General features: G+C 73.1%; 24 protein-coding genes. 16 read left to right on the forward strand and 8 right to left on the reverse strand.

Annotation, left to right across the window (positions count from 1 at the left end; genetic code table 11):
• Positions 1-20: 20 nt before the first annotated feature.
• Positions 21-926, reverse strand: coding sequence for a 5'-3' exonuclease (locus tag AW27_RS27585; RefSeq protein WP_037925849.1), 906 nt, complete (start codon positions 924-926; stop codon positions 21-23).
• A gap of 231 nt (positions 927-1,157) precedes the next feature.
• Between AW27_RS27585 and AW27_RS27590 the strand changes: the two genes are divergently transcribed.
• From AW27_RS27590 to AW27_RS27600, 3 genes are all read left to right on the forward strand, one after another.
• Positions 1,158-1,799, forward strand: a complete 642-nt coding sequence (locus AW27_RS27590) for a helix-turn-helix domain-containing protein (RefSeq protein WP_236647779.1) — start codon at positions 1,158-1,160, stop codon at positions 1,797-1,799.
• A complete protein-coding gene (locus AW27_RS27595) occupies positions 1,796-2,527 on the forward strand; it encodes a helical backbone metal receptor (protein ID WP_078556857.1) in 732 nt (243 codons plus the stop codon). Before AW27_RS27590 ends, AW27_RS27595 begins: the two co-directional genes overlap by 4 nt.
• 415 nt (positions 2,528-2,942) lie before the next feature.
• Complete coding sequence (locus tag AW27_RS27600) at positions 2,943-4,160, forward strand: IS110 family RNA-guided transposase (RefSeq protein ID WP_304949841.1); 1,218 nt, start codon at positions 2,943-2,945, stop codon at positions 4,158-4,160.
• A gap of 81 nt (positions 4,161-4,241) precedes the next feature.
• Here AW27_RS27600 and AW27_RS27605 read toward each other — a convergent pair whose 3' ends face one another.
• Positions 4,242-5,360 (reverse strand): TDT family transporter, encoded by a 1,119-nt coding sequence (locus AW27_RS27605; RefSeq protein WP_052031149.1) that lies wholly within the window; start codon positions 5,358-5,360, stop codon positions 4,242-4,244.
• A 70-nt stretch (positions 5,361-5,430) separates the two neighbouring features.
• Between AW27_RS27605 and AW27_RS27610 the strand changes: the two genes are divergently transcribed.
• A complete protein-coding gene (locus AW27_RS27610) occupies positions 5,431-6,399 on the forward strand; it encodes a LysR family transcriptional regulator (protein ID WP_052031150.1) in 969 nt (322 codons plus the stop codon).
• Between the two features lie 15 nt (positions 6,400-6,414).
• Here AW27_RS27610 and AW27_RS27615 read toward each other — a convergent pair whose 3' ends face one another.
• The 4 genes from AW27_RS27615 to AW27_RS27630 all read right to left on the reverse strand — a co-directional run bounded on the left by AW27_RS27615 (position 6,415) and on the right by AW27_RS27630 (position 10,603).
• Positions 6,415-7,212, reverse strand: coding sequence for a thioesterase family protein (locus AW27_RS27615; RefSeq protein WP_037925857.1), 798 nt, complete (start codon positions 7,210-7,212; stop codon positions 6,415-6,417).
• Positions 7,213-7,474: 262 nt separating this feature from the next.
• Entirely contained in the window at positions 7,475-8,182 is a 708-nt protein-coding gene (locus AW27_RS27620) for a gamma-glutamyl-gamma-aminobutyrate hydrolase family protein (RefSeq protein WP_037925860.1), read from the reverse strand.
• Positions 8,183-8,242: 60 nt separating this feature from the next.
• Entirely contained in the window at positions 8,243-9,721 is a 1,479-nt protein-coding gene (gene eat, locus AW27_RS27625) for an ethanolamine permease (RefSeq protein WP_037925863.1), read from the reverse strand.
• 135 nt (positions 9,722-9,856) lie between these two features.
• Positions 9,857-10,603, reverse strand: a complete 747-nt coding sequence (locus tag AW27_RS27630) for a FadR/GntR family transcriptional regulator (RefSeq protein ID WP_037925866.1) — start codon at positions 10,601-10,603, stop codon at positions 9,857-9,859.
• 77 nt (positions 10,604-10,680) lie between these two features.
• On the opposite strand from AW27_RS27630, the gene AW27_RS27635 reads away from it, so the two are divergent.
• From AW27_RS27635 to AW27_RS27650, 4 genes are all read left to right on the forward strand, one after another.
• Complete coding sequence (locus tag AW27_RS27635) at positions 10,681-12,051, forward strand: glutamine synthetase family protein (protein WP_037925871.1); 1,371 nt, start codon at positions 10,681-10,683, stop codon at positions 12,049-12,051.
• 37 nt (positions 12,052-12,088) lie between these two features.
• Entirely contained in the window at positions 12,089-13,468 is a 1,380-nt protein-coding gene (locus AW27_RS27640) for an aldehyde dehydrogenase family protein (protein WP_037925874.1), read from the forward strand.
• Positions 13,469-13,472: 4 nt separating this feature from the next.
• A complete protein-coding gene (locus AW27_RS27645; protein ID WP_037925877.1) occupies positions 13,473-14,264 on the forward strand; it encodes a 3-oxoacyl-ACP reductase in 792 nt (263 codons plus the stop codon).
• Between the two features lie 100 nt (positions 14,265-14,364).
• Positions 14,365-15,678, forward strand: a complete 1,314-nt coding sequence (locus AW27_RS27650; RefSeq protein WP_037925880.1) for an HAD family hydrolase — start codon at positions 14,365-14,367, stop codon at positions 15,676-15,678.
• On the opposite strand, the gene AW27_RS27655 is transcribed toward AW27_RS27650, so the two are convergent.
• On the reverse strand, positions 15,665-16,867 hold the full coding sequence (locus tag AW27_RS27655) for an alanine racemase (protein WP_037925883.1): 1,203 nt from the start codon (positions 16,865-16,867) through the stop codon (positions 15,665-15,667). The two genes, AW27_RS27650 and AW27_RS27655, sit on opposite strands and share 14 nt — an antisense overlap.
• A gap of 306 nt (positions 16,868-17,173) precedes the next feature.
• Between AW27_RS27655 and AW27_RS27660 the strand changes: the two genes are divergently transcribed.
• Genes AW27_RS27660 through AW27_RS27670 form a run of 3 tightly spaced genes read left to right on the forward strand, consistent with a single transcriptional unit; the run spans position 17,174 to position 19,950 of the window.
• A complete protein-coding gene (locus AW27_RS27660; RefSeq protein ID WP_063890633.1) occupies positions 17,174-17,977 on the forward strand; it encodes a hypothetical protein in 804 nt (267 codons plus the stop codon).
• On the forward strand, positions 17,974-19,188 hold the full coding sequence (gene mycP, locus AW27_RS27665; RefSeq protein WP_052031151.1) for a type VII secretion-associated serine protease mycosin: 1,215 nt from the start codon (positions 17,974-17,976) through the stop codon (positions 19,186-19,188). Before AW27_RS27660 ends, mycP begins: the two co-directional genes overlap by 4 nt.
• Positions 19,189-19,209: 21 nt before the next feature.
• Positions 19,210-19,950: an SseB family protein gene (locus AW27_RS27670; RefSeq protein ID WP_037925886.1), complete on the forward strand. Its 741-nt coding sequence runs from the start codon at positions 19,210-19,212 to the stop codon at positions 19,948-19,950.
• Between the two features lie 65 nt (positions 19,951-20,015).
• Here the strand turns inward: AW27_RS27670 and AW27_RS27675 are convergent, their stop codons facing one another.
• Entirely contained in the window at positions 20,016-20,393 is a 378-nt protein-coding gene (locus AW27_RS27675; RefSeq protein WP_037925889.1) for a DUF1844 domain-containing protein, read from the reverse strand.
• Between the two features lie 324 nt (positions 20,394-20,717).
• Here AW27_RS27675 and infC point away from each other — a divergent pair, with 324 nt between their 5' ends.
• The 5 genes from infC to AW27_RS27700 all read left to right on the forward strand — a co-directional run bounded on the left by infC (position 20,718) and on the right by AW27_RS27700 (position 24,527).
• On the forward strand, positions 20,718-21,431 hold the full coding sequence (gene infC / locus AW27_RS27680; RefSeq protein WP_037925892.1) for a translation initiation factor IF-3: 714 nt from the start codon (positions 20,718-20,720) through the stop codon (positions 21,429-21,431).
• A gap of 104 nt (positions 21,432-21,535) precedes the next feature.
• Positions 21,536-21,730 (forward strand): 50S ribosomal protein L35, encoded by a 195-nt coding sequence (gene rpmI, locus AW27_RS27685; protein WP_030770466.1) that lies wholly within the window; start codon positions 21,536-21,538, stop codon positions 21,728-21,730.
• Positions 21,731-21,836: 106 nt separating this feature from the next.
• Positions 21,837-22,223 (forward strand): 50S ribosomal protein L20, encoded by a 387-nt coding sequence (gene rplT / locus AW27_RS27690; RefSeq protein WP_007263143.1) that lies wholly within the window; start codon positions 21,837-21,839, stop codon positions 22,221-22,223.
• Between the two features lie 145 nt (positions 22,224-22,368).
• Positions 22,369-23,229, forward strand: a complete 861-nt coding sequence (locus AW27_RS27695) for a TrmH family RNA methyltransferase (RefSeq protein ID WP_037925897.1) — start codon at positions 22,369-22,371, stop codon at positions 23,227-23,229.
• A 56-nt stretch (positions 23,230-23,285) separates the two neighbouring features.
• The gene (locus AW27_RS27700; protein ID WP_037925900.1) at positions 23,286-24,527 is read left to right on the forward strand and encodes a sensor histidine kinase; all 1,242 of its coding nucleotides are present in this window, start codon (positions 23,286-23,288) and stop codon (positions 24,525-24,527) included.
• Positions 24,528-24,598: the final 71 nt, after the last annotated feature.

Raw genomic sequence — 24,598 nt, forward strand, 5'->3', positions numbered from 1 at the left:
GCCTTACCTAAGTTAGCACCTCAGCGGCGCAGGGCGCCGCCCAGGCGGGACACAGCACCGCCCAATCCCCACCGATGGGCTAGTGCGTCGACCAGCTCGGGCTGCGCCGGGACGGCCGGAAGTGCGGCGTCGAACTGCGGAAGCGGCACGTCGGAGGCCACCTTGACCACCTTCGGTGCCACCGCCAGGTACGGCCGGGACTCGTCCAGCCGCCTGCGCTGGGCGGGCGTCAGCTTCGACTTCGGGTCGTCGACCGCCGCGATGATCCCGGCCAGGTCGCCGTAGGCGTCGAGCAGTTTCGCCGCCGTCTTCTCGCCGATGCCGGGGACGCCGGGCAGACCGTCGCTCGGGTCGCCGCGCAGCAGGGCGAGGTCCGCGTAACCGGGGCCGTCCACCCCGTACTTCTCCCGCAGCCACGCCTCGTCCGTCAGCTGTAGGGTGCCCACTCCCTTGAGCGGGTACAGCACCCGCCGCTGCCGGGCGTCGTCCACGAGCTGGTACAGGTCCCGGTCGCCCGTGACGATGTCGACCGGTCCCGTCGCGCGGGCGGTGAGCGTCCCGATCACGTCGTCCGCCTCGTACCCGGCGACGCCGACCCGGGCGATGCCGAAGGCGTCCAGCGCCGCTTCGATGATCGGCACCTGCGGGGCGAGCGTGTCCGGAGTCTCCTCCACGTCGGGGCCCGTCGCGGTCTCGACGGCGACGCGGTGGGCTTTGTACGAGGGGATCAGCTCCACCCGCCAGTGCGGCCGCCAGTCCGCGTCCATGCACGCCACCAGGTCGTCCGGCTGGTGGTCCTGGACCAGCCGGGCGATGAAGTCGAGGAGCCCGCGCACGGCGTTGACCGGGGTGCCGTCGGGGGCCTTCACGGAGTCCGGTACGCCGAAGTAGGCGCGGTAGTAGAGGGAGGCGGTGTCCAGGAGCATCAGGCGTCGTGTCGTCACGGGAACGATGATGCCGCAAGCGGCTTCGCCGCCGTCCCGGCCGCAGGGGCGGCGGCCGGGACGCTCCGGCGGGCTCCCGGCCCACCCCGAGGCGCCACGCACGGTGAGCGGACGAGTACGAGAAGGTCCGTGCGGGCGAAACCGGAGCCGGTTGCTGCGTAAGGTGCTTACAGCACACCGATGTGCGACGGACATGGGGAGGGCAGCCCCGACATGAACGACAGGGACGGCACGGACGGCCCGAGCGGCACGCTGGACGACAGGGACGACAAGAGCAAGGACAAGGACGGCAAGGAACCGCTGCGGGTGGGTGTGGCCGTGCGCAAGCGCCGCCGCGCGCTCCACCTCACGCTGGCCGCCGTGTCGGCGCGAAGCGGCCTGTCGGTGCCCTTCCTGAGTCAGATAGAGAACGAGCGCGCCCGGCCCAGCATGCGGTCCCTGGAGCGTGTCGCCGACGCGCTGGAGACCACGGCCGTGGAGCTGCTCGCCGCCTCCGACACCGCGCGCACCGTGGACCTCGTACGGGCCGGGGACGAGTCCGGGCTCACCCCGGTCCCGGGGGTACGGCCCCTCGTACGCGGGCATCACCAGCTGCACGCCATGGAGTTCACCGGGGACCAGGACGCCGGGCGCGAGTACCAGCACCGCAACGACGAGCTGATGTACGTGGTCGAGGGTGCTTGCCAGGTGGAGGCCGAAGGGCGGGCGTACCGGCTGGAGAGCGGGGACGCGTTGTTCCTGTCCGGCGGTGTGCGCCACCGCTGGCGGGCCGTCACCGAGGACACCCGGATCCTGGTCGTCGCCGTGGGGGAGCACATCCACGCGACGTCCGAGCCCCCGTCTCCCGGCCGGTGAGCCCCGGCGTGCGGCGGATCGTGTCGCTGGTGCCGTCGCTGAGCGAGGCGGTGGCCGTGAGCGCGCCCGGGCGGCTCGTCGGGGTCACCGACTGGTGCACGCACCCCGGCGGCCTCGGGACGGTGGAGCGGATCGGGGGGACGAAGAACCCCGATGTGCGCAGGATCGCGGAGCTCCGCCCGGACCTGGTGATCGCCAACGAGGAGGAGAACCGGGCACCGGACCTCGCCGCGCTGAGGGCCGCCGGCGTGGAGGTGCTCGTCACCGAGATCCGCGACCTCCCCCAGGCGCTGCGGGAGTTGGACCGGGTGCTGGTGGGCGCGCTGGGACTGCCGAGACCGGCGTGGCTGGCGGACGCGGAGGCGGCGTGGGCCCGCGTGGAACCGGTGGGAGAGCTCACGGCCTTCGTACCGGTGTGGCGGCGGCCGTGGATGGTGCTCGGCCGGGACACCTTCGCGGGCGACCTGCTGGCACGGCTCGGGGTGCGCAACGTCTACGCCGGGCACGCGGAGCGGTACCCGAAGATCCCGGTGGAGGAGCTGGCCGCGGCCGGCTGCGATCTGGTGGTGCTGCCGGACGAGCCGTACCGCTTCACGGCCGCGGACGGCCCGGAGGCCTTCCCCGGCCTCCCGGCGGCCCTGGTCGACGGCAGGCACCTGACCTGGTACGGGCCCTCGCTGGCCGACGCGCCGACGGTACTGGCCGCCGCGCTGGCCGCCGCGCGCTGAGCGGTTCGGCTCGCTCTTCGGTTCCTCTCGGAGTGGCCGGTTGCCGGGGCGGGACGGTGCCGGTGCGGTGGTGCCACGGCGGAGTGCCTCCCCGGCTCGGCGAGTGACGGCGATCTCGGCCAGGACGGGACCGCGCCCGGATCCGCCTGTCCCGTTATGTTTTCTGCGGTTCCGCAATGGGGCCGCTGGCCTCCGGGCCCGGCATGACTGTTGCCCCCTGTCGAAGGCATGACCTGGGGGGTGGTGTCACCGGGTCCGGGGGTGTTCGTCGGAGACGCTGATCAGAGGTCCGGCCACCGTCCGGTCCGGCGCAATGCTGGACAGTTCGCGGGCGGCAGGTCTGCATAACGTGGATGCGCGAGCACGACACCCGAGCCGAGGCCGGCACCGTCAACACCCCCTGGGAAGGGGCACGATGTTCGAGATCGAAGACGTGGGCGTGTTCCTGGGCCTGGACGTCGGCAAGAGCAGCCATCACGGTCATGGGCTCACCCCGGGCGGGAAGAAGGTCTTCGACAAGCAGCTGCCCAACAGCGAGCCCAAGCTGCGGGCCGTCTTCGACAAGCTGACCGCGAAGTTCGGCACCGTGCTGGTGATCGTGGACCAGCCCGCCTCCATCGGCGCCCTGCCACTGACCGTCGCCCGCGACGCGGGCTGCCAGGTCGCCTACCTGCCCGGACTGGCGATGCGCCGGATCGCCGACCTCTACCCGGGCGAGGCCAAGACCGACGCCAAGGACGCCGCCGTCATCGCGGACGCCGCCCGGACGATGCCGCACACCCTGCGCTCGCTGGAGCTGACCGACCAGATCACCGCCGAGCTGACCGTGCTCGTCGGCTTCGACCAGGACCTGGCCGCCGAGGCCACCCGCACCTCCAACCGGATACGGGGCCTGCTCACCCAGTTCCACCCCAGCCTGGAACGCGTCCTGGGCCCGCGCCTGGACCACCAGGCCGTGACCTGGCTGCTGGAGCGCTACGGATCCCCAGCCGCCCTGCGCAAGGCCGGACGCCGCAGACTCGTCGAGCTGATCCGCCCGAAGGCCCCGCGCATGGCCACCAGGCTGATCGACGACGTCTTCAACGCGCTCGACGAGCAGACCGTCGTCGTTCCCGGGACCGGCACCCTCGACATCGTCATCCCCTCCCTGGCCGCCTCGCTGGCCGCTGTCCACACCCAGCGCCGGGCGATGGAAGCCCAGATCAACGCCCTGCTGGAGGCTCACCCTCTTTCCCCGGTCCTGACGTCGATGCCCGGCGTCGGCGTCAGGACCGCCGCCGTCCTGCTGGTCACCGTCGGCGACGGCACCAGCTTCCCCACCGCCGCCCACCTCGCCTCCTACGCCGGCCTCGCCCCCACCACGAAGCAGTCCGGGACCTCGATCCATGGCGAACACGCACCCCGAGGCGGAAACCGGCAGCTCAAACGGGCGATGTTTCTCTCCGCCTTCGCCTGCATGAACGCCGACCCGGCCTCCCGCGCCTACTACGACAAGCAACGAGCACGCGGCAAAACCCACACCCAGGCCCTCCTCCGCCTCGCCCGCCAACGCATCAGCGTCCTGTTCGCCATGCTCCGCGACGGCACCTTCTACGAATCCCGGACACCGACGGACGTCGAGCTCGCCGCTTAGCCTCAGCGAGCCCGAACCACCCGAAACCCGACACAGGTGCCTTGACGAAAGACATAGAGGCACCCCCCCGCAAGGGGGCGGTCAGCCGGCGAGCAGCCGGCCCGTGAACAGGCCCCGGAGGGTGTGGGCGGCGGCGAGGAGCCAGGCCGTCAGCAGGGCGAGGAAGAGTGCCGCGGCCAGCCAGCCGAGGGCGGTGAGCCCGGTGTGGCGGGCCAGGCCGGCGGCGCCGGTGACACAGGTGCCCACGGGGAAGGTCAGCGCCCACCAGGTCATCGCGAAGCCCATGCCGCCCCGGGCCGCCCGCACCAGCATGCACCCGGCGAGTGCCAGCCAGAGCAGGGCGAATCCCATCACGGGCACCCCGTAGACGACCGCGAAGCCGGCGAGGGCGTCGGCGTAGGGGGCGCCGACGGCCCCGGGGGCCATGTCGGCGAGCTGGTTCACGGCGGTGGTGGACTGTCCGAGCGGACCGAGGACCAGGAACAGGGTGGGGGTGAGGGCCAGGGGGAGGGGACCGCCCACGACCAGCCGGCCGAAGATGAGGGGGAGCACGAGCAGGGTGGCGAGCAGGCTGGTGCCGAACATGGCGTAGCAGGCGAGCAGCATGGCCTCGCGGGGCTGGCCGGCGGGCAGGTGGGGGATCAGCAGCGGGCCGAGGGCGGCCGAGACCATGGGGGCGACGAGGGGGAGCAGCCACACCGGGCTCGCCTGCCCCGGTTCGACCTTGTGGCGCACCACCATCAGGTAGGGCACGGCCACAGCCGCGACCAGGCCGATCGCCGTGCCCGCGGTGAACAGCACGGTGTCCGCGGCCACGGCGGCGCCGGTTCCGACGAGGTCCCTGCCGACGATGAGGGTGCCGCCGCCGACGGCCAGCAGCGCCATGGACAGGCAGCCGTAGAAGGGGGCCACGGCGGGGTCGAGCAGGTGGGCGCGGGCCTGGTCGCGGTGGTGCAGCCAGTGCCCGGCACGGGCGACCAGCAGGACGGCGAGGGCGGCCGCGGAGAGTGCCCAGACGAGCTGGCAGGCCACGCGCTGGCCGGGCAGCTGGTACGGGAGGGTCGCACCGGCGTTGGCGACCATCGCGGTGCCCATGACGGAGGCGTACCAGTTGGGGCCGAGGTGGCGCAGCGCAGGTGCCTTGTGGGCGGCGGGCGCGGGCTCGGTGAGGGGGCGGGGTCGCACGAGGGTGGTGGCCATGGGTCCAGCGTCACGCCGGGGCGGGACGCGCGGCAGGGATCACCTCTCTATAAGGCCATAAACTGATGTTATGGGTGAGGAGAACACGATTCCGCTGGCACACCGCGTACCGGACCTGGGTGCACTGGAGCTGCTGCTCGCGGTGGCCCGGATGGGCAGCCTGAGCGGCGCGGCCCGGCGGCTGGGCATCACCCAGCCCGCGGCGAGCAGCCGGATCCGGGCAATGGAGACCCGGCTGGGCGTCGCCCTGGTGGACCGCTCCCCGCGTGGCTCGACGCTGACGGCCGAAGGCGCGCTGGTCACGGACTGGGCCCGGCGGGTGGTGGAGGCGGCCGAGGCCTTCGACGCGGGCGCACAGGCGCTGCGGGGGCGGCGGGACTCGCGGCTGCGGGTGGCGGCCAGCATGACGATCGCGGAGTACCTGTTGCCCGGGTGGTTGATCGCGCTGCGCGGTCAGCGTCCGGACACGGCGGTGTCACTGCACGCGGGCAACTCGGCGCTGGTCGTGCAGCGGGTCCTCGCGCACGAGGCCGACCTCGGCTTCGTGGAGGGGCTGACGGTGCCCGAGGGCCTGGACTCGGCGGTGATCGCGCAGGACCGGCTGGTCGTGGCGGTGGCGTCGGCGCACCCGTGGGCGCGGCGCGCGCGGGGCGTGGAGGCGGCGGAACTCGCCGCGACGCCGCTGATCCTGCGGGAGCGGGGATCGGGGACGCGGCAGGTGCTGGACGCGGCGCTCGCCGGGCACGGCGGGCTGGCCGCGCCGCTGCTGGAGCTGGCGTCGACGACGGCGGTGAAGGCGGCCGCGCTGGGCGGCGCCGGGCCGTGCGTGCTGTCGGAGCTCGCCGTGGTGGACGAGCTGGCGGCGCGCAGGCTGGTGGCGGTGCCGGTGACGGGCGCCGGGCTGGGCCGGGCCCTGCGGGCGGTGTGGCCCGCGGGCGCTCGCCCGGCGGGCCCGGCCCGGGACCTGCTGTCCCTGACCCGGGGCACCGCCCAGGGGCCGGGCCGGCGGACGGACCCCCGGGCATCGGACGGACCCTAGGGCAGCGGACGGACCCTAGGGCAGCGGGCGGACCGTGAGGATCTGTTCGGCGTGGCCGACCGGGCCGTCGAGATCGTGCAGGACGCTGCTGGTGAGCCCCTGACCCGACGGGCCGAAGGTGACGGTGGTGTCCAGGCCGGTCCATGGGCCGCGCGGCTGTCGGTGCAGGTGGATCGTCAGGTCGAGGTTCGGGAACATCCACGCGGTGGGGTCCTGCTGGGCCGCGACGCCGTTCGCGGTGTCCACCAGGGCGACGTACGAGGCGAGGGCGCTGCTGGGCTCGCCCGCGACCAGGGTGAGCGGCGAGGACACCCAGGCCGCCGTGCGGCCGCGGCGGGAGGGCGGCGTCCGGCGGACCTCGATGGAGGAGACGAAGCCGCCGTCCCATTCCTCGTCCATGGCCCAGACGTCGAGTTCCCCGGGAGCGGGGAGGGGCTCGTGCGGGCTGTCGGCCACCGAGGAGGAGTCCAGGGTCGCCAGCAGCCAGGCGCGGGCGCGGACCACCGGCCGGCCGCCGATGGCCACGGTCGCCTCCAGCAGCTCGATGGTGCGGCCCGGGCGCAGGGTCTCGACGGTGATCTCGCACTCGTCGAGGGCGATACGGCCGAGGATGTCGTAGCTGATCCGCGCGAGTGCCGACGGTGCGGGCCGCCCCGCCAGGTGTCCGTCGATCGCGTGCACCACGAGGCCGGTGAGCGGGCTGAAGTGCTGCTCGCCGGTGTTCCACGCACCGCCCGCGTGGGCGGTGGGCTTGTAGCGGTGGCCGCCCGTCCGCTCGTAGTAGCTCTCGGGCAGGGCGTCGCCGGTGGTCACGGGTCTGTCTCCTCGGGCGGGTGGGAACGAGCAGAGATCGGTGTATCGATCACGCATCGTAGGAGGCGGCGTCCCGTCCGTCACCGTGATCTGTCGGACAGCAGGGCGGCGGCCGCGCCGTGTGACTCCGTCCCCCTCCCTCCAGCGTGCACACGTGCGGATCCCTGGGCCAAGCGGGCTCGGGGGCGGCGCCGTCCGGGCGGACCTCGGCCGCCCCGCCCCGCGCGCTTGCGGGGGCGGGGCGGCCGTCGCCGTACGCCGGTCAGGCCACCGGAACCCCGCGGTGCGCCGCGGCCGCCTCGATCAGCGAGGACATCACCCGCGTGTCCTTGTCACGCTCCGGGTGCCACTGCACGCCCAGCGCCCAGCGCGCCGGGTCGGGCAGCTCGATCGCCTCCACCGTCCCGTCGAGCGCGTGCGCCGAGACGACCAGGCCGCGCCCCAGGCGCTCGACCGCCTGATGGTGGTAGGTCGGTACCTGCGCCTCCTCCGGGACCAGCTCGGCGTACCGGGTGCCCGGGACGGGGCGCACCGGGTGCCAGGAGGTGACGTCCGGGGTGTCGACGTGGCCGTCGATGTGCTGGACCAGCGTGCCGCCCAGGGCCACGTTCAGCGCCTGCATCCCCCGGCAGATGCCGAGCACCGGCACGTCCGCCTCCAGCGCCGCGTTGATCAGGGCCAGCTCCCAGTGGTCGCGGACCGTCGCGGGCGGGCCCGTACGGGGGTCGCGTGCGGCGCCGTAGTGGACCGGGTCCAGGTCCGGGCCGCCCGCGACCACGAGGCCGTCCACCCGGCTCAACACCTCCGCCGCCGCACCGGGTTCGTCCGGGGGCAGCAGTACGGCCGCGCCGCCCGCCGCCTGGACGAGTGCGTAGTACCCGGCCGGTACGAGGGACGTAGGCAGGTCCCACACCCCGTAGCGGGTGGATTCCTCGACGTAGGTGGTGATGCCGATGAGCGGCCTGGGCACGTTCTCTACCTCCGTGAACGGGACGGCGGACGACAGGACAGGACGGGACAGGACAGGATCTCAGTCGCGGGCCAGCTCCGCCTCGGCTTCCGCGAGGGCCGCGAACTCCTCCTCGGGGGCCGAGGCCACCAGGTGGTGGCGGCTGTGGAAGGCGAAGTAGGCCAGGGCGACGGCGTACACGGCCAGGGCGATGAAGGCCGCGTCCTTGTCCACCAGGAAGGTCGCGACCAGGGCCGACAGGGCGAGCGCGAAGGCCACCGAGGAGGTCAGGATGCCGCCCGGGGTGCGGTACGGACGCGCCAGCTGCGGCTCCCGGCGGCGCAGCACGATGTGCGAGAGCGCCATCAGGGCGTAGGAGATGGTCGCGCCGAAGACCGCGATGTTGAGCATGCGGGCGCCGTTGCCGGTGGCCGCGGCCAGGGCGAAGCCGATCGCGCCGGGGATGACCAGGCCGAGGTACGGGGCCTTGCGCTTGGAGGTCAGGGACAGGAAGCGGGGCAGGTAGCCGGCCCGGGAGAGGGCGAAGAGCTGGCGCGATCCCGCGTAGATCAGCGAGAAGAAGGAGGCCACCAGGCCCGCCAGACCCGCGTAGTTCACGAAACGGCTCAGCGCGGTCGGGCCGCCGTCCCCTTCCAGGGCGACCACCAGTGGATTGCCGGCCGTCTTGACGGCGTCTGCGCCCTGCGCGCCGGTCGCCGCGAAGAAGGTGATCAGGGCCAGCAGGGCGAGGATGCCCATGGAGATGGACAGCGCCTTCGGCATGGAGCGGACCGGGTCCTTCGCCTCCTCGGCCGCCAGCGGTACGCCTTCCACGCCGAGGAAGAACCACATGCCGAAGGGGAAGGCGGCCCAGATGCCGAGCACGCCCAGCGGCAGCCAGGAGTTCGAGCCGAAGGCGGTCGGGTCGACCGGGATGTCGTTGAGGCCGTCCGCGCTGAACTCCGTGAAGGCGCCGACCGCGAAGATCAGCAGTGCGGCGACGGCGACGGCGGTCACGACGAGGCTGAAGCGGAGCGCCTCGCCGACGCCCCACAGGTGCACGCCGATGAAGATCACGAAGCAGCCGAGGTAGACGGGCCAGCTGGAGGTGAGGCCGAAGAGGCCGAGGGACTCCACGTAGTCGCCGATGAAGATGACGATCGCCGCGGGGGCCAGGATGTATTCGATGAGGATGGCGGTGCCGGTCAGGAAGCCGCCCCAGGGGCCCAGCGCGCGGCGGGCGAAGCCGTAGCCGCCGCCCGCCGTCGGCAGGATCGTCGACAGCTCGGCGAGGGAGAAGACCAGACAGGCGTACATGGCGCCCATCAGGACGGTGGCGATGGCGAGACCGCCGAAGCCGCCCTTGTCGAGCCCGACGTTCCAGCCGGAGAAGTCCCCGGAGACGACGTAGGCGACGCCGAGGCCGGTCAGGAGCAGCCACCCGGCACTGCCGCGGCGCAGCGTGCGGCGCTCCAGGTAGTCGTCCGGGCCGTCGCCGCCGGCGGGTGACGTGGTGGGTGCGGGTACGGCTGCCAGCCGTGCCTCGGTGTCGTCGGCCATCGTGCGCTCCTGCCTCAGGGCAATGGTTGTGGGGCGTACCTTTGTCCTAGTGGAGCGGAGCGCGCAAGACCTCTGCGTAAAACAGAAGTTACGAAAGCCTCTCGGGCGCCCCGCGATCCCCGCCCCCCGGCCGGCTCAGGCGAGGAAGCCGCGCAGCAGTGCGGCCGTGCCGCAGCAGTGCTCGCGCATGGTCTCGCGGGCCCGAGCCGCATCCCCCTCCAACACCGACTCCACCAGCGCGCTGTGCTGCTGCTGGGAGTGCTCCAGGTTGCGTACCAGCAGCGGGATGCAGTCGAGCAGGTCGTTGACCGTGGCGCGGACGGCCGCGTACTGGGCCGTCAGGGTGGCCGACCCGGCGAGCTCGCACAGGGCGAGGTGGAAGAGCGTGTCTTGCCTGCGGTAGTCCGCCAGCGGGGCGTCGTGGGTGGCGTCCAGGGCCGCGAGCAGCCGTTCGGTGCCCTCTTCGGTCAGCCCCTGGGAGGCGCACAGCCCGGCCGCCCCCACCTCCAGGACCTCGCGGAAGCGCAGCACGTCCTCGATGTCCACGCCCGCCACCCGCCTGCGCAGCTCCTCCTCCGTGCCGCCGGCCGGGGTGTCGGGACGGGGCAGCACGAACGTTCCGCCGTACCGGCCGCGCCGCGCCTCCACCAGGCCCTGGTCCTGAAGTACCTTCAGGACCTCGCGCAGGGTGACCCGGCTGATCCCCATCCGCTCGGCCAGCTCGCGCTCGGGCGGCAGCCTTTCGCCGCCGGGCACCAGGCCCAGGCGGACCACCTGGAGGATCTGCTGCAGCGCCTCCTCGAAGCCGTTGCCCGCCCGCACCTGGCGCAGCACCGGGTTCAGGCGCCGGGCGGCGTCGCCCTCGCTCGCCGTATCGGTCATCTCGGTCCCTCCCCTTCCCAAGCAATGGTTCTATTCAATACCTTAGGCCTCCTCGGCTCACCGAAGGAGAGATTCCCGTGGTAGACCGCAAGCCGCCGCTCGCGCCCGAGGAGCTCCGTGCCCTCGTCGCCAGCGGTGAGATCGACACAGTGGTCCTGGCCTTCCCCGACATGCAGGGGCGGCTCCAGGGCAAGCGGTTCGCCGCACAGTTCTTCCTGGACGAGGTCCTCGCGCACGGCACCGAGGGCTGCAACTACCTGCTGGCCGTCGACACCGACATGAACACCGTCGACGGCTACGAGATGTCCTCCTGGGAGCGGGGCTACGGCGACTTCGCCATGCATCCCGACCCCGCCACCCTGCGCCGCATCCCCTGGAACCCCGGCAGCGCCTTCATCCTGGCCGACCTCGCCTGGAACGACGGCACCCCCGTCGTGGCCGCCCCCCGCCAGATCCTGCGCCGCCAGCTGGAACGCCTCGCCGAGCATGGATACACCGCGATGGTCGGCACCGAGCTGGAGTTCATGGTCTTCCAGGACACCTACGAGCAGGCCTGGAACGCCAACTACCGCGGCCTGACCCCCGCCAACCAGTACAACATCGACTACTCGGTCCTCGGGACCGGCCGTGTCGAACCCCTGCTGCGCCGGATCCGCAACGAGATGCAGGCCGCCGGTCTGACCGTCGAGTCGGCCAAGGGCGAGTGCAACCTCGGCCAGCACGAGATCGCCTTCCGCTACGACGAGGCGCTCACCACCTGCGACCAGCACTCCGTCTACAAGACCGGCGCCAAGGAGATCGCCGCACAGGAAGGCGTCGCGCTCACCTTCATGGCCAAGTACGACGAGCGCGAGGGCAACTCCTGTCATATCCACCTCTCCCTCACCGACGCCGACGGACGCAACGCGATGGCCGGAGAGGGCCACGAGGCACACGGTATGTCACCGGTGATGCGCCACTTCCTGGCCGGCCAGCTTGCCGCGCTGCGCGACTTCTCCCTTCTCTACGCCCCGAACATCAACTCGTACAAGCGTTTCCGGCCCGGATCCTTCGCGCCGACCGCCGTCGCCTGGGGCCTCGACAACCGCACCTGCGCCCTGCGCGTCGTCGGCCACGGCCGCTCCATGCGCTTCGAGAACCGCCTCCCCGGCGGCGACGTCAACCCCTACCTCGCCGTCGCCGGCCTGGTCGCGGCCGGCCTCTACGGCATCGAGAACCGCCTGGAACTGCCCCCGATCTGCACCGGCAACGCCTACACCGGCGACTACGCCCACGTCCCCGCGACCCTGCGCGAGGCCGCCGAACTCTGGGAGAACAGCGAGATCGCCAAGGCCGCGTTCGGCCCCGAGGTCGTCGCCCACTACCGGAACATGGCCCGCGTGGAACTCGACGCCTACGACTCCGCGGTGACCGACTGGGAGCTGCGCCGCTCCTTCGAACGCCTGTAGTCATCCACGCCACCGAACCGAAACTGTGAGGCACCACGTGTCCGATGCGCTGGCCCCCTTCGATCTGAGAGTGCTCAATCCGGCCACCGAGGAACTCGTCGCCGTCGTCCCGGCCGCCACACGGGACGACGTCGACGCCGCCGTCGCCCGGGCCGCCGCGGCCCAGCGCGCCTGGGCGGCGGCCGCCCCCGCCGACCGGGCCCGCCTGCTGCGCCGCTTCGCCGCGGTCGTCGACGCACACGTCGAGGAACTGGCGCAGCTGGAGGTCCGCGAAGCCGGCCACACAATCGGCAACGCCCGCTGGGAAGCCGGCAACGTACGCGACCTCCTCGACTTCGCCGCCGGGGGCGTGGAACGGCTCTCCGGCCGCCAGATCCCCGTCGCCGGCGGCATCGACGTCACCTTCCTCGAACCCCTCGGCGTCATCGGCGTGATCGCCCCGTGGAACTTCCCCCTGCCGATCGCCGCCTGGGGCCTGGCCCCGGCCCTCGCCGCAGGCAACGCCGTCATCCTCAAGCCCGCCGAGACCACCCCCCTGACCGCGCTGCGCCTCGCCGAACTCGCCCTTGAGGCCGGGATCCCCGAACACCTCTTCCAGGTGCTCCCCGGCCGCGGCGACACCGCGGGCGACGCCCTCGTCGAACACCCCGGCGTCGCGAAGATCGTCTTCACCGGCTCCACCCGGGTCGGCAAGCAGATCATGGCCAAGTGCGCCGAACGGGTGAAGCGCGTCACCCTCGAACTCGGCGGCAAGAGCCCCAACATCGTCTTCGCCGACGCCGACCTGGAGGCCGCCGCGGCCGCCGCCCCCATGTCCTTCCTCGACAACACCGGCCAGGACTGCTGCGCCCGCACCCGCATCCTCGTCCAGCGCTCCGCGTACGACCGCTTCCTCGACCTCGTCGCCCCCCGCATCGCGGACGTCGCCGTCGGCGACCCGCTCGACGAGAAGACGCAGATGGGCCCGCTGATCTCCCGGTCCCAGCTGGACCGAGTCCGGTCCTTCGTCACCGACGACCTCACCGCGGTCCGCGGCACCGCCCCCGAAGGCCCCGGCTTCTGGTACCCGCCGACCCTCGTCACCGACGTCGACCCCGCCGCGCCCGTCGCCGTCGAGGAGGTCTTCGGGCCCGTCGCCGTCGTCCTGCCCTTCGAGGACGAGGAGGACGCCGTACGCCTGGCCAACGCCACCGCATACGGCCTCTCCGGCTCCCTGTGGACCCGGGACATCGGCCGCGCGCTGCGCGTCTCGCGGGCCGTCGCCGCCGGCAACCTGTCCGTCAACTCCCACAGCAGCGTCCGCTACTGGACCCCCTTCGGCGGCTACAAGCAGTCCGGGCTCGGCCGTGAGCTCGGACCCGACGCCCTCACCGCTTTCACCGAGACCAAGAACGTCTTCATCAGCACGGAGGCCTGACCCCATGTCCGTAGAGCCCAACGCGATCATCTGCCGCCGCCTCGTCGGCCGCACCGCCGTCATCACGGGAGCCGGCAGCGGCATCGGCCTCGCCACCGCCCGCCGACTGGCCTCCGAAGGCGCCAACGTCGTCTGCGCGGACATCGACGAGACGGCCGGCAAGGCCGCCGCCGAGGAGGTCGGAGGCCTCTTCGTGAAGGTCGACGTCACCGACAAGGAAGACGTCGAGGCCCTCTTCAAGACCGCCTTCGACACCTACGGCTCCGTCGACATCGCCTTCAACAACGCGGGCATCTCGCCCCCGGACGACGACTCCATCCTCACCACCGAGCTCGACGCCTGGCGCCGCGTCCAGGACGTCAACCTCACCTCCGTCTACCTCTGCTGCAAGGCCGCCCTGCCCTACATGCAGCGCCAGGGCCGCGGCTCCATCATCAACACCGCCTCCTTCGTCGCCATCATGGGCGCCGCCACCTCCCAGATCTCCTACACGGCCTCCAAGGGCGGCGTCCTCGCCATGTCGCGCGAGCTCGGCGTCCAGTTCGCCCGCGAGGGCATCCGCGTCAACGCCCTGTGCCCGGGGCCCGTCAACACCCCGCTGCTCCAGGAACTGTTCGCCAAGGACCCCGAGCGCGCCGCCCGCCGCCTCGTGCACATCCCGCTGGGCCGGTTCGCCGAGCCCACCGAGATCGCCGCCGCCGTCGCCTTCCTCGCCAGCGACGACTCCTCCTTCATCAACGCCACCGACTTCCTCGTCGACGGTGGCATCTCGGGCGCGTACGTCACGCCCCTCTAGAGCTCACCCACCACCACCCACCCGACAGCCGGGCGTCGCACGACGCCCGGCTGTCGTGCTCCACCGCCCGTGACGCCTTCACCGCCAGGAGCGATCACCCGTGTCCCCACGCACCACCACCCAGCGCCTCCAGGCGCTCGCCGCCGCCGCGGTCACCGTGGCGGCCCTCGCCGCCGCCGGCCCCACCGCCGCGGCCGCAGGCCCCCTTGCGCACTGCGCCACCCCGCGGCTGACGACCGGCTGGTACGGCGACAACCAGGCGCGCCTCCAGCAGCTCATCGACCGCTACGGCCGCTGCGGCCCCCACCGCCCCACCCGCGCCAGGCCCGTCGCCGTCTTCGACTGGGACAACACCGTCGTCAAGAACGACGTCGGCGACGCCACCATGTTCTGGCTGCTCCGCAACGGCAAGGTCCGCCAGCCCGCCCGCGGGGACTGGACCACCACCAGCCGCTTCCTGACCCCTGCCGCCGCCGGGGCCCTCGCCGACGCCTGCGCAGCCCTCGCCCGCCCGGGCACCCCGCTGCCCACCGGGACCCCCGCGGGAGCCGGCTGCGCGGACGAGATCAGGGCGGTCTACGGCACCGCCGCGACCCGCACCGGAGCCACCGCCTTCACCGGCTGGGACCGCCGCACGATGGAACCCGGGTACGCCTGGCTGCCCCAGCTGATGCAGGGCTGGACCGCCCACGAGATCCGCGGCTTCGCCGCCGCCGCCCGCACCGAGAACCTCGACGCGCCCGTCGGCGCCACCCAGCAGGTCGGCACCGGCAGCGCCACCGGGTGGGTGCGCTACTACGACCAGCAGAAGGACCTGATCAAGAGCCTCGGCAAGGCCGGCTTCGACGTCTGGATCAGCTCGGCCTCCCCCCAGCCGGTCGTCGAGGTCTGGGCCGCGGCCGTCGGCATCGGCGCCGACCGCGTCATCGGCATCCGCAACACCACGACCCGCGGCGGGGCGTACACCGCCCACCTCCAGGGATGCGGCTCCGTCGCGGACGGAGCCGACACGATGATCACGTACATCGACGGCAAGCGCTGCTGGATCAACAAGGAGGTCTTCGGAGTGCGCGGCCCCGCCGCCGGGACGGTCCAGCCGCCCGCCCGCCGCCCGGTGTTCGCGGCGGGAGACTCCGACACCGACATCACGTTCCTGCGGGACGCGACCGTCCTGCGGCTCGCGGTGAACCGGAACAAGACCGAGCTCATGTGCCGGGCCTACGACAACAGCGACGGCAAGTGGATCGTCAACCCGATGTTCATCGAGCCGAAGAAGCAGAGGACCAGCCCCTACCCCTGCTCCACCACCGGCTACATCGACCACGACGGCACCGCCGGCCCGGTCCGCCGCGACGACACGAGCGTCATTCCGGATCAGGCGGACACCGTGTTCCAGGCCGTCACAGAAAGGTGAGGCCCTCGCCCCGATAGGTCGGCACACTGCCCGAGACCCGGTCGCCCTCCACGAGGTGCAGGGTGTCGAACCGCTCGCACAGTTCGCCGGCCTTCGCATGGCGGAACCAGACCCGGTCGCCGATCAGCAGGTCGTCGGCCGGGCTCCCCAGCAGCGGCGTCTGCACCTCGCCCGCGCCCTCCTGCGGGTCGTAGCGCAGCCCCTGCGGCAGGTACGGGACCGGCAGCCGGTCCGGGCCGGGCGCCCCGGACGCCGGGTAGCCGCCGCCGAGCACCGTGACCACCCCCACCCCGGGCCGGCGTACCACCGGCTGGGCGAAGAGGGCGGCCGGTCGGCCGCTGAACGAGGTGTAGTTGTCGAAGAGCCGCGGCACGTACAGCCCCGACCCAGCGGCGATCTCGGTCACCGCCTCCTCGGCCGCGGTCTGCTGCACGCTGCCCGTGCCGCCGCCGTTGACGAACTCCAGGTCCGGTACGACGGCCCGTACGGCCGCCACCACCGCGGCCCGGCGCGCCGCCAACTCCCTGCGGGCCGCGCCCTGCATCAGCCGGATCGCCCGAGACCGCAGGGGGCGCCCCGCCAGAGCGTCCCCGACCCCGGCGACATGGCCCTCGTACGCCATCAGCCCCACCACCCGGAACCCGGGGCGCGCGACGACTGCCCGGGCCAGCGCCGCCAGTTCCGCCGGTTCGCGCAGCGGCGACCGGCGCGCGCCCACCCGGATCCGGCCGCCCATCAGGTGCAGGGCGGTGTCCAGTTCCAGGCACACCCGGATCTCCTCGGCACCGCCGTCACGGGCCGCGTCGACCAGGTCCAGCTGCGCGGGGTCGTCCACCATCACGGTGACGGCCGCGGCCAGCTTGGCGTCGCCGGCCAGCTCGCCGAAACCGGCCCGGTCCGCGGAGGGGTAGGCGAGGAGCACGTCCTCGAACCCGGAACGGGCCAGCCAGAGCGACTCGGCGAGGGTGTACGACATGATCCCGGCGAACCCGGGGCGGGCCAGCACCCGTTCGAGCAAAGCACGGCACCGGACCGACTTGCTGGCGACCCGGACCGGCTTGCCGCCGGCCCGGCGCACGAGATCGTCTGCATTGGCGTCGAAGGCCTCGACATCCACGATGGCCAGCGGCGCGTCCAGGTGCGCGGTCGCCCGGTCGTACCGGGCGCGGTCGGCGGCGGGGGAGTTCATGGGCGGCAGCTTGCCAGAGGTCTCTACCGGTGGGTAGGGCCCCGGGCCAACCCCCGGGGCTCCGCCCGGACCCCGTGCCTCGAACACCGGCGAGGCTGGAGGGGGCGAAGCCGAGGGGCAGCGTGGCCGGGGGAGAGGCGGCGCGGCAGTGGTGAGGGGGGATCTGCCGGGCCGGGGTCGGGACCGGTCGGGGCGTCGGCCGGGACGTAGAACGTGGCCCGACGGGACCGCTCCGCCGGGTGGGTGTCCGCGAACCCCGTAGAGTACGGGCAGGCAGCCGTACGGAACGGGGGGCGGAGCCGCCGGATGACCACGACGACACCGCGGACCACGATCCCGGGCGAGCCCGACCCCTGGTCCCCGCCGCCCCGGCCCGCCCACATCCCGCCGCGCCGCCACCCCGGCCGCGTCGTGGCCGCCACCCTCTGCCTCGTCCTCGGCGGCGGCCTCGTCGGCGGAGCCGCCCTCACCACCTGGGCCGAACACCGCGCCGCGAACCGCCCCCTGCCCGCCGACGCCGCCTACCGCAAGGCCGGCTCGCTGTGGCGCGCGGCCCCCGTGGACAGCCTCTTTCCGCCCGTCCTCGCCGGCCCCTCGGCCGGCCCCGGCGGCGCCGACCGCACCTGGACCCGCGTCGCGCTCGCCCCCGACGCCGACTGCCCCGCCGCCCTGCCCGCCGACTGGCTGGCCGCGGTGGCCGAGACCGGCTGCACCCGCGTGCTCCGCGCCACCTACACCGACGCCACCCGCAGCGCCCTGATCGCCGTCGGCATGGTCTTCACCCCCGCCGACGGGCCCACGATGAGCTCCCTCCGGGGCCGACTCACCGCCCCGCCCGCCTACGGGTTCGCCGACGACCAGCGCGCCGCCTGGGCCGCCTCCGTACGCACCGAGGCCCCCGTCGTCGTCTATGCCGTCTCCGCCTTCGCCGACGGCCGCCCCCAGGAGGCCCCGCGCCCGGCCGGGGACCTCGTCGCGAAGGGCGCCACGGGCGCCGCCGCCCAGGCGGGCCTCGGCCACGAGGCCACGGCGGTCGCCGACCGGATCGGGGACGGTCTGGCGGCCCTCGCCGCACCGCCCGTCACCCCAGCCCCGAAGGCCGCACGATGACCCTCGCCGGAGCCTCCGCCCGCGCCCTCCTCCGTGGTGCGGCCGTGCTCGCCGCCGCCGCTCTCCTGGCCACCGCCACCGCCGCCCCGGCCGCTGCCGACACCATCCGCGACCGCCAGTGGGGGCTCCTGGCCCTGCGCGCCGAGGAGGCCTGGGGCACCACCCGCGGGGACGGCGTGACCGTCGCCGTCCTCGACACCGGCGTCGACGAGTCCCACCCGGACCTGTCCGGCCAGGTCCTCGCCGGCACCGACCTCATCGGCATGGGCGCCGGCCCCGGCGACCGGGCCTGGGCCCGCCACGGGACCGCCATGGCGAGCATCATCGCCGGGCACGGGCACGGTCCGAGCCGCAGCCAGGGAGTCCTCGGCGTCGCGCCGCAGGCGCGGATCCTGCCCGTACGGGTGATCCTCGAAGAGAGCGACCCGGGCCGGGCCACGGCACGCGAGAGCAAGGGCGGCGCCCTGGCCGAAGGCATCCGCTGGGCCGCGGACCACGGGGCCGACGTGATCAACCTGTCCCTCGGCGACGACAGCGACTCCGCCCACCACGAGGCGGGCGAGGACGAGGCGGTCCAGTACGCGCTCGCCAAGGGGGTGGTCGTCGTGGCCTCCGCAGGCAACGGCGGCGAGTCGGGCGACCGCGTCTCCTACCCGGCCGCCTACCCGGGGGTCATCGCCGTGACCGCGGTCGACCGCCGCGGCCGGAAGGCGAAATTCTCCACGCGCAATTGGTATGCCACCGTGAGCGCCCCCGGAGTCGACGTCGTCATCGCCGACCCGGACCGCTCCTACTACGAGGGCTGGGGCACCAGCGCCGCCGCCGCCTTCGTCTCCGGAGCGGCGGCCCTGGTCAGGGCCGCGCACCCCGATCTGTCCCCCGCCCAGATCAAGAAGCTGCTGGAGGACACCGCCTCCGACTCCCCGGCCGGTGGTCGCGACGACGCCCGCGGCCACGGAATGGTCGATCCCGCAGCCGCCCTCCAGGTCGCGGACGAGATGCGGCCCGAGGCTGCGGTACCCGCCCCGGCCCCGGCCGCCGCCCGGTACTTCGGCCCGGGCCCCGAGCCGGTCCGCCCGCCGGAGCGCGGCGCCCGGCTCGGCGCTCCGGCCGCCGCGGCCGCCGGAGCGGTGCTGCTCGTGCTGGCCGCCGTACTGGCCCGGCGCCCGCGACGTGGTCCCCGGGGCGGCGGCGCGGACCCGGCACAGTAGGGTCGGGTAACTGTGGCGAACATGGCGAACAAGAACATTCCCGACCCGGGCTTCTCCGACGACGACGGCTCCGCCGACCCCGAGCTGACCGCGGCCCTCGCCGCATGGGCCGAGGACCGCACGCAGGAGCCGCGCGTCCTGGCGGCACTGAAGGGCGCCCGCCTGCTGGTCCCGGTGGTGGCCGTCCTCGGCGAGGTGGAGACCGACCCGGAGACCGGACTCAAGCGGGAGAAGACCAGCGACATGGCCGTCCCGACCCTGCGGGCGGGGGACCGGCGGGCCCTGCCGGCCTTCACCTCGATCGCCTCGCTCGCGCTCTGGGACCCGGCCGCCCGGCCGGTGGCCGTCCCGCTGCACCAGGCTCTGGCGGCCGCCGCGCACGAGAAGGCCGACACCGTCGTGCTGGACCTGGCCGGCCCGGTCGCCTACCAGCTGACCGGGCCTGCGCTGCTCGCGCTCGCCGAGGGCCGCACGGACACCGACCCACTGGCCGACCCCGCCGTGCGGGAGGCCGTACGGGCCGCCGTGTCCGCCGAGCCGGCCGTGCGATGCGCCCACCTCGGCCCGGGCGGCGCCGACGCTGACGGAACCCTGGCGATCGTGCTGGCCGCCGACGCCCAGGCCCCCGCCGCGGCCCGCCGCGTAGCCGAGGCCCTGGCGGCGGACACCACCCTGCGGGCCCGCTTGGTGCGCGGCCTCGACCTGGCGCTGCTGCCGCCGGACGCTCCGGTCCCGCCCGGCGAGCCCCTCTACACCCGCTGAACGACGCGGGAGGGGCGGGCCGTGTCGTCACGGCCCGCCCCTCCCGCGTGGTGCTCGTCCCCGGATCAGCCGAAGACGGGACCGGTGAACTTCTCGCCCGGGCCCTGGCCCGGCTCGTCCGGGACGACCGAGGCCTCGCGGAAGGCCAGCTGGAGCGACTTCAGACCGTCGCGCAGCGGGGCGGCGTGGAAGGAGCTGATCTCGGTGGCGCTCGCGGTGACGAGTCCGGCCAGGGCTGTGATCAGCTTGCGGGCCTCGTCGAGGTCCTTGTGCTCGGAGTCCGGCTTGTCCAGGCCCAGGTTGACCGCCGCGGCGCTCAGCAGGTGCACGGCCACCGTCGTGATCACCTCGACGGCGGGCACGTCCGCGATGTCGCGGGTCATGGCGTCGTAGTCGGGGGCGCCGTCGGCAGCGGGGTCGGTGGAGGGTGTCGCGTCAGTCATGAGCCCCACGATATGCCGTGCGGCGGGCTTGCAACGCGGGTGCTAGTATGTACATCGACCGGCCGGATGCCATGGTGTCCGGCCCACAAGTGGAGGCTCCGTTCTCCCACCTGACCGCCTTCCGGGGCGGCGGGTCACCGGTCAGGCGGCATCCATCGTTCCGTACGGACGATGGAAAGCCGCCCGAGTCTGCGCCCCGCGTGCTGCATGCGGCGGTGCTCCGGTCGTTTTGGAGCCCCTGCCTGTGCCCGGCGGGGCTTTTTCATTCTCCCGCTGTGGTCGGTCTGACGGAAATACACGTCAGCGGCTGTCTGCCAGGCAGTCGTGTGGTGCTACCGAGGAGGATCCATCAGCACCGAGCCCCGCATCAACGACCGGATTCGCGTTCCCGAGGTACGACTCGTCGGTCCCAGCGGCGAGCAGGTCGGCATCGTGCCGCTTGCCAAGGCGCTTGAGCTGGCACAGGAGTACGACCTCGACCTGGTCGAGGTCGCGGCGTCCGCACGCCCGCCGGTCTGCAAGCTCATGGACTACGGCAAGTTCAAGTACGAGTCGGCCATGAAGGCCCGTGAGGCGCGCAAGAACCAGGCGCACACGGTCATCAAGGAAATGAAGCTCCGGCCGAAGATCGACCCGCACGACTACGACACCAAGAAGGGTCACGTCGTTCGGTTCCTCAAGCAGGGCGACAAGGTCAAGATCACGATCATGTTCCGTGGTCGCGAGCAGTCCCGGCCGGAACTCGGCTACCGACTGCTGCAGCGTCTCGCTTCGGACGTCGAGGAGCTCGGCTTCATCGAGTCGAACCCGAAGCAGGACGGGCGAAACATGATCATGGTCCTCGGTCCGCACAAGAAGAAGACCGAGGCCATGGCCGAAGCCCGCGAGGCGCAGGCCGCACGCAAGGCCGAGCGCCAGGGCGCCGCCGCCGCCGACGAAGCGACTCCCTCCCAGGAGGCCGCCCCGGTCGAGGCGACGGACGCCAAGGATGCCAAGGTCACCGAGGCCGACGCCGGTGAGGCGAACGCCGAGGCCTGATTCCGAGGCACCTGTCTCGAATCACCTACACACCATGACGCTCCCCCGAGCCGGTCCGGTGCGGACCGGCGAGGGAGCGCCACCGACGAGGAGATAACGGCGCCATGCCGAAGAACAAGACGCACAGCGGTACCAAGAAGCGTTTCAAGGTCACCGGCTCCGGCAAGGTGCTCCGCGAGCGCGCCGGCAAGCGCCACCTGCTCGAGCACAAGTCGTCCCGCCTGACCCGTCGCCTCACCGGCAACGCGGAGATGGCTCCCGGCGACGCCGCGAAGATCAAGAAGCTTCTCGGCATCTGACACCTCCGCTCCCCCTGCCGGGAGCGGAAGCATGTCGAGACCGGGACCCCATCGAATTTCCGGGTCGTGTGAAGACACCCACGGCCCCGCTACAAGGAGTTAAAAAGTGGCACGCGTCAAGCGGGCAGTAAACGCCCACAAGAAGCGCCGGGCGATCCTCGAGGCGGCCTCCGGCTACCGCGGTCAGCGTTCGCGCCTGTACCGCAAGGCCAAGGAGCAGGTCACCCACTCGCTGGTCTACAACTTCAACGACCGCAAGAAGCGCAAGGGCGACTTCCGTCAGCTGTGGATCCAGCGCATCAACGCCGCTGCCCGCCAGAACGGCATGACGTACAACCGCCTCATCCAGGGTCTGAAGGCCGCCAACATCGAGGTGGACCGCAAGATCCTCGCGGAGCTGGCCGTCAACGACGCCAACGCGTTCGCCGCCCTCGTCGAGGTCGCGCAGAAGGCGCTCCCGGCCGACGTCAACGCCCCCAAGGCCGCTGCCTAAGGGCTAGCCGGCCCGCGATCACGCGGCCGGCCCCCACGGACCCGCAGGCATTCGCCTGCGGGTCCGTGTGCTTTCGCCCCGCACCACGTCCGCCCGCCGGCCGCGCCCGCGCGCGCTCCGGAACCCCGAGAGAGAACCGCAGACCATGGCTACCCCCGCCGAGCTGATCTCCCCCCGATCCCCGCGGGTGGCCGCCGCCAGGCGACTGGCGCGGCGCAACTTCCGCACCAAGGAGCGCCGGTTCATCGCCGAGGGCCCGCAGGCGGTCCGCGAGGCCGTCGAGCACCGCGGTCCCACGGGCGCCCCGACCCTGATCGAGCTGTTCGCCACCGTCGAGGCCGCCGAGCGCCATCCCGAGATCATCGGCGCGGCCCTGGACGCGGGGGCCCGTGTGCACCACGCCTCCGACGAGGTGCTCGCCGAGGTCTCCCAGACCGTCACCCCCCAGGGGATCGTGGGCGTCTGCCACTTCCTCGACTCGCCCTTCGAGGAGATCCTCAAGGCCGGGCCCAAACTCGTTGCCGTCCTCGCGCACGTGCGCGACCCCGGCAACGCGGGTACGGTGCTGCGCTGCGCGGACGCCGCCGGGGCCGACGCGGTGGTGCTGACCGACGCCTCCGTGGACCTCTACAACCCCAAGTCCGTACGGGCCTCCGTGGGCTCCCTCTTCCACCTGCCGGTCGCCGTCGGTGTCCCGGTGGAGCAGGCCGTCGCGGGGTTGCGCGCCGCCGGCGTACGGATCCTCGCAGCCGACGGGGCCGGCGAGGACGACCTCGACGCCGAACTGGACGCCGGCACCATGGGCGGCCCCTCCGCCTGGGTGTTCGGCAACGAGGCCTGGGGCCTTCCGGAGGAGACCCGGGCGCTCGCGGACGCCGTCGTACGGGTCCCGATCCACGGGAAGGCGGAGAGTCTGAACCTGGCGACGGCCGCCGCCGTGTGTCTCTACGCGTCCGCGCGTGCACAGCGGGCGCCCGGAGGGTGCCGCTCCGTGACCCCCAGCTAGTAGTGTGGCGGCCCGGGGGGCCCACTGCGCTACTCGGAGATGTGGGGTACGGGGACATGACCGTCGGTACGAACAGCTGGCCCGGAGCCGCGGACGCGGCCGAGGAGCCGTTCCTGGACGCCCTCGACCCTCCGGTCGCGGCCGCCGACGGGCTGTGCGGCGTACCGCCCCAGGCGGTGGACTCGGGCCGCGCCCGCGCCGCCCGGCCCGTGGTCCCCGCCGCGCGGGAGGCCGCCGAGGTCCCGGGCGCCGGACTCGGCTTCGAGGTGGACCCGGACCACCTGCCCGACGGGCTCGTCGTCGCCGACGACACCGGCCGGGTGGTCTGCTTCAACGCGGCCGCCGCGCGGATCACCGCTCTGGCGCCGCAGGAGGCGCTCGGCGCCCCCATCGACCGGGCCCTCCCGCTGGAAGACCTCGAAGGGCGCCGCTGGTGGGCGCTGACGGACCCGTACGGAGGCCTCGCCACCCGCCGCGGCCAGCCCGAGCGGAACCTGCTGCTTCCCGGCGGCCGGGAGGTGCTCGTCTCGGCCAGCTACATCCGCACCCACCCCACCGGCCCGGTCCGCCGGCTCGTCGTCACCCTGCGCGGCACCGAGGCCCGCCGCCGCACCGAACGCAGCCACGCCGAGCTGATCGCGACGGTGGCCCACGAGCTGCGCTCCCCGCTGACCTCCGTCAAGGGGTTCACCGCGACCCTGCTCGCCAAGTGGGAGCGGTTCACCGACGACCAGAAGCGGCTGATGCTGGAGACCGTCGACGCCGACGCCAACCGGGTCACCCGACTCATCGCCGAGCTCCTCGACATCTCGCGCATCGACTCCGGCCGCCTGGAGGTGCGCCGCCAGCCGGTCGACATCGCCACCGCGGTGGGCCGCCACGTACAGGCGCTCACCGCGAACGGCCAGGCGCCCGAGCGCTTCCTCGTCAGCATCAGCCGTCCGCTCCCCGACCTATGGGCCGATCCGGACAAGATCGACCAGATCCTCGGCAACCTCCTCGAAAATGCGGTGCGCCACGGCGAGGGAACGGTCACCATCGGGGTGTCGCCGCATGAGAAGGGAACCGCCGTCACCGTGTCCGACGAAGGCCCCGGGATTCCCGAGGAGTCGATGGCCCGCGTCTTCACCCGCTTCTGGCGGGGGAGCAAGCGCGGAGGCACCGGCCTGGGCCTCTACATCGTCAAGGGCATCGTCGAGGCGCACGGCGGCACCATCACGGTCGGCCGCGGCCCCGGCGGCGGCGCCGAGTTCCGATTTATCCTGCCCGTGAGCGCCCCGGCCTACCTCACGCAGTAGTCCTGCTGAGCGTCTCGCCGGGCGGCCCACGGGCTCCTCCACCCCCAGCGGCGCTTAGACTCGTCCTTTGG

The sequence above is a fragment of the Streptomyces sp. PCS3-D2 genome (assembly GCF_000612545.2).
In the GTDB taxonomy this organism is placed as follows: Bacteria; Actinomycetota; Actinomycetes; order Streptomycetales; family Streptomycetaceae; genus Streptomyces.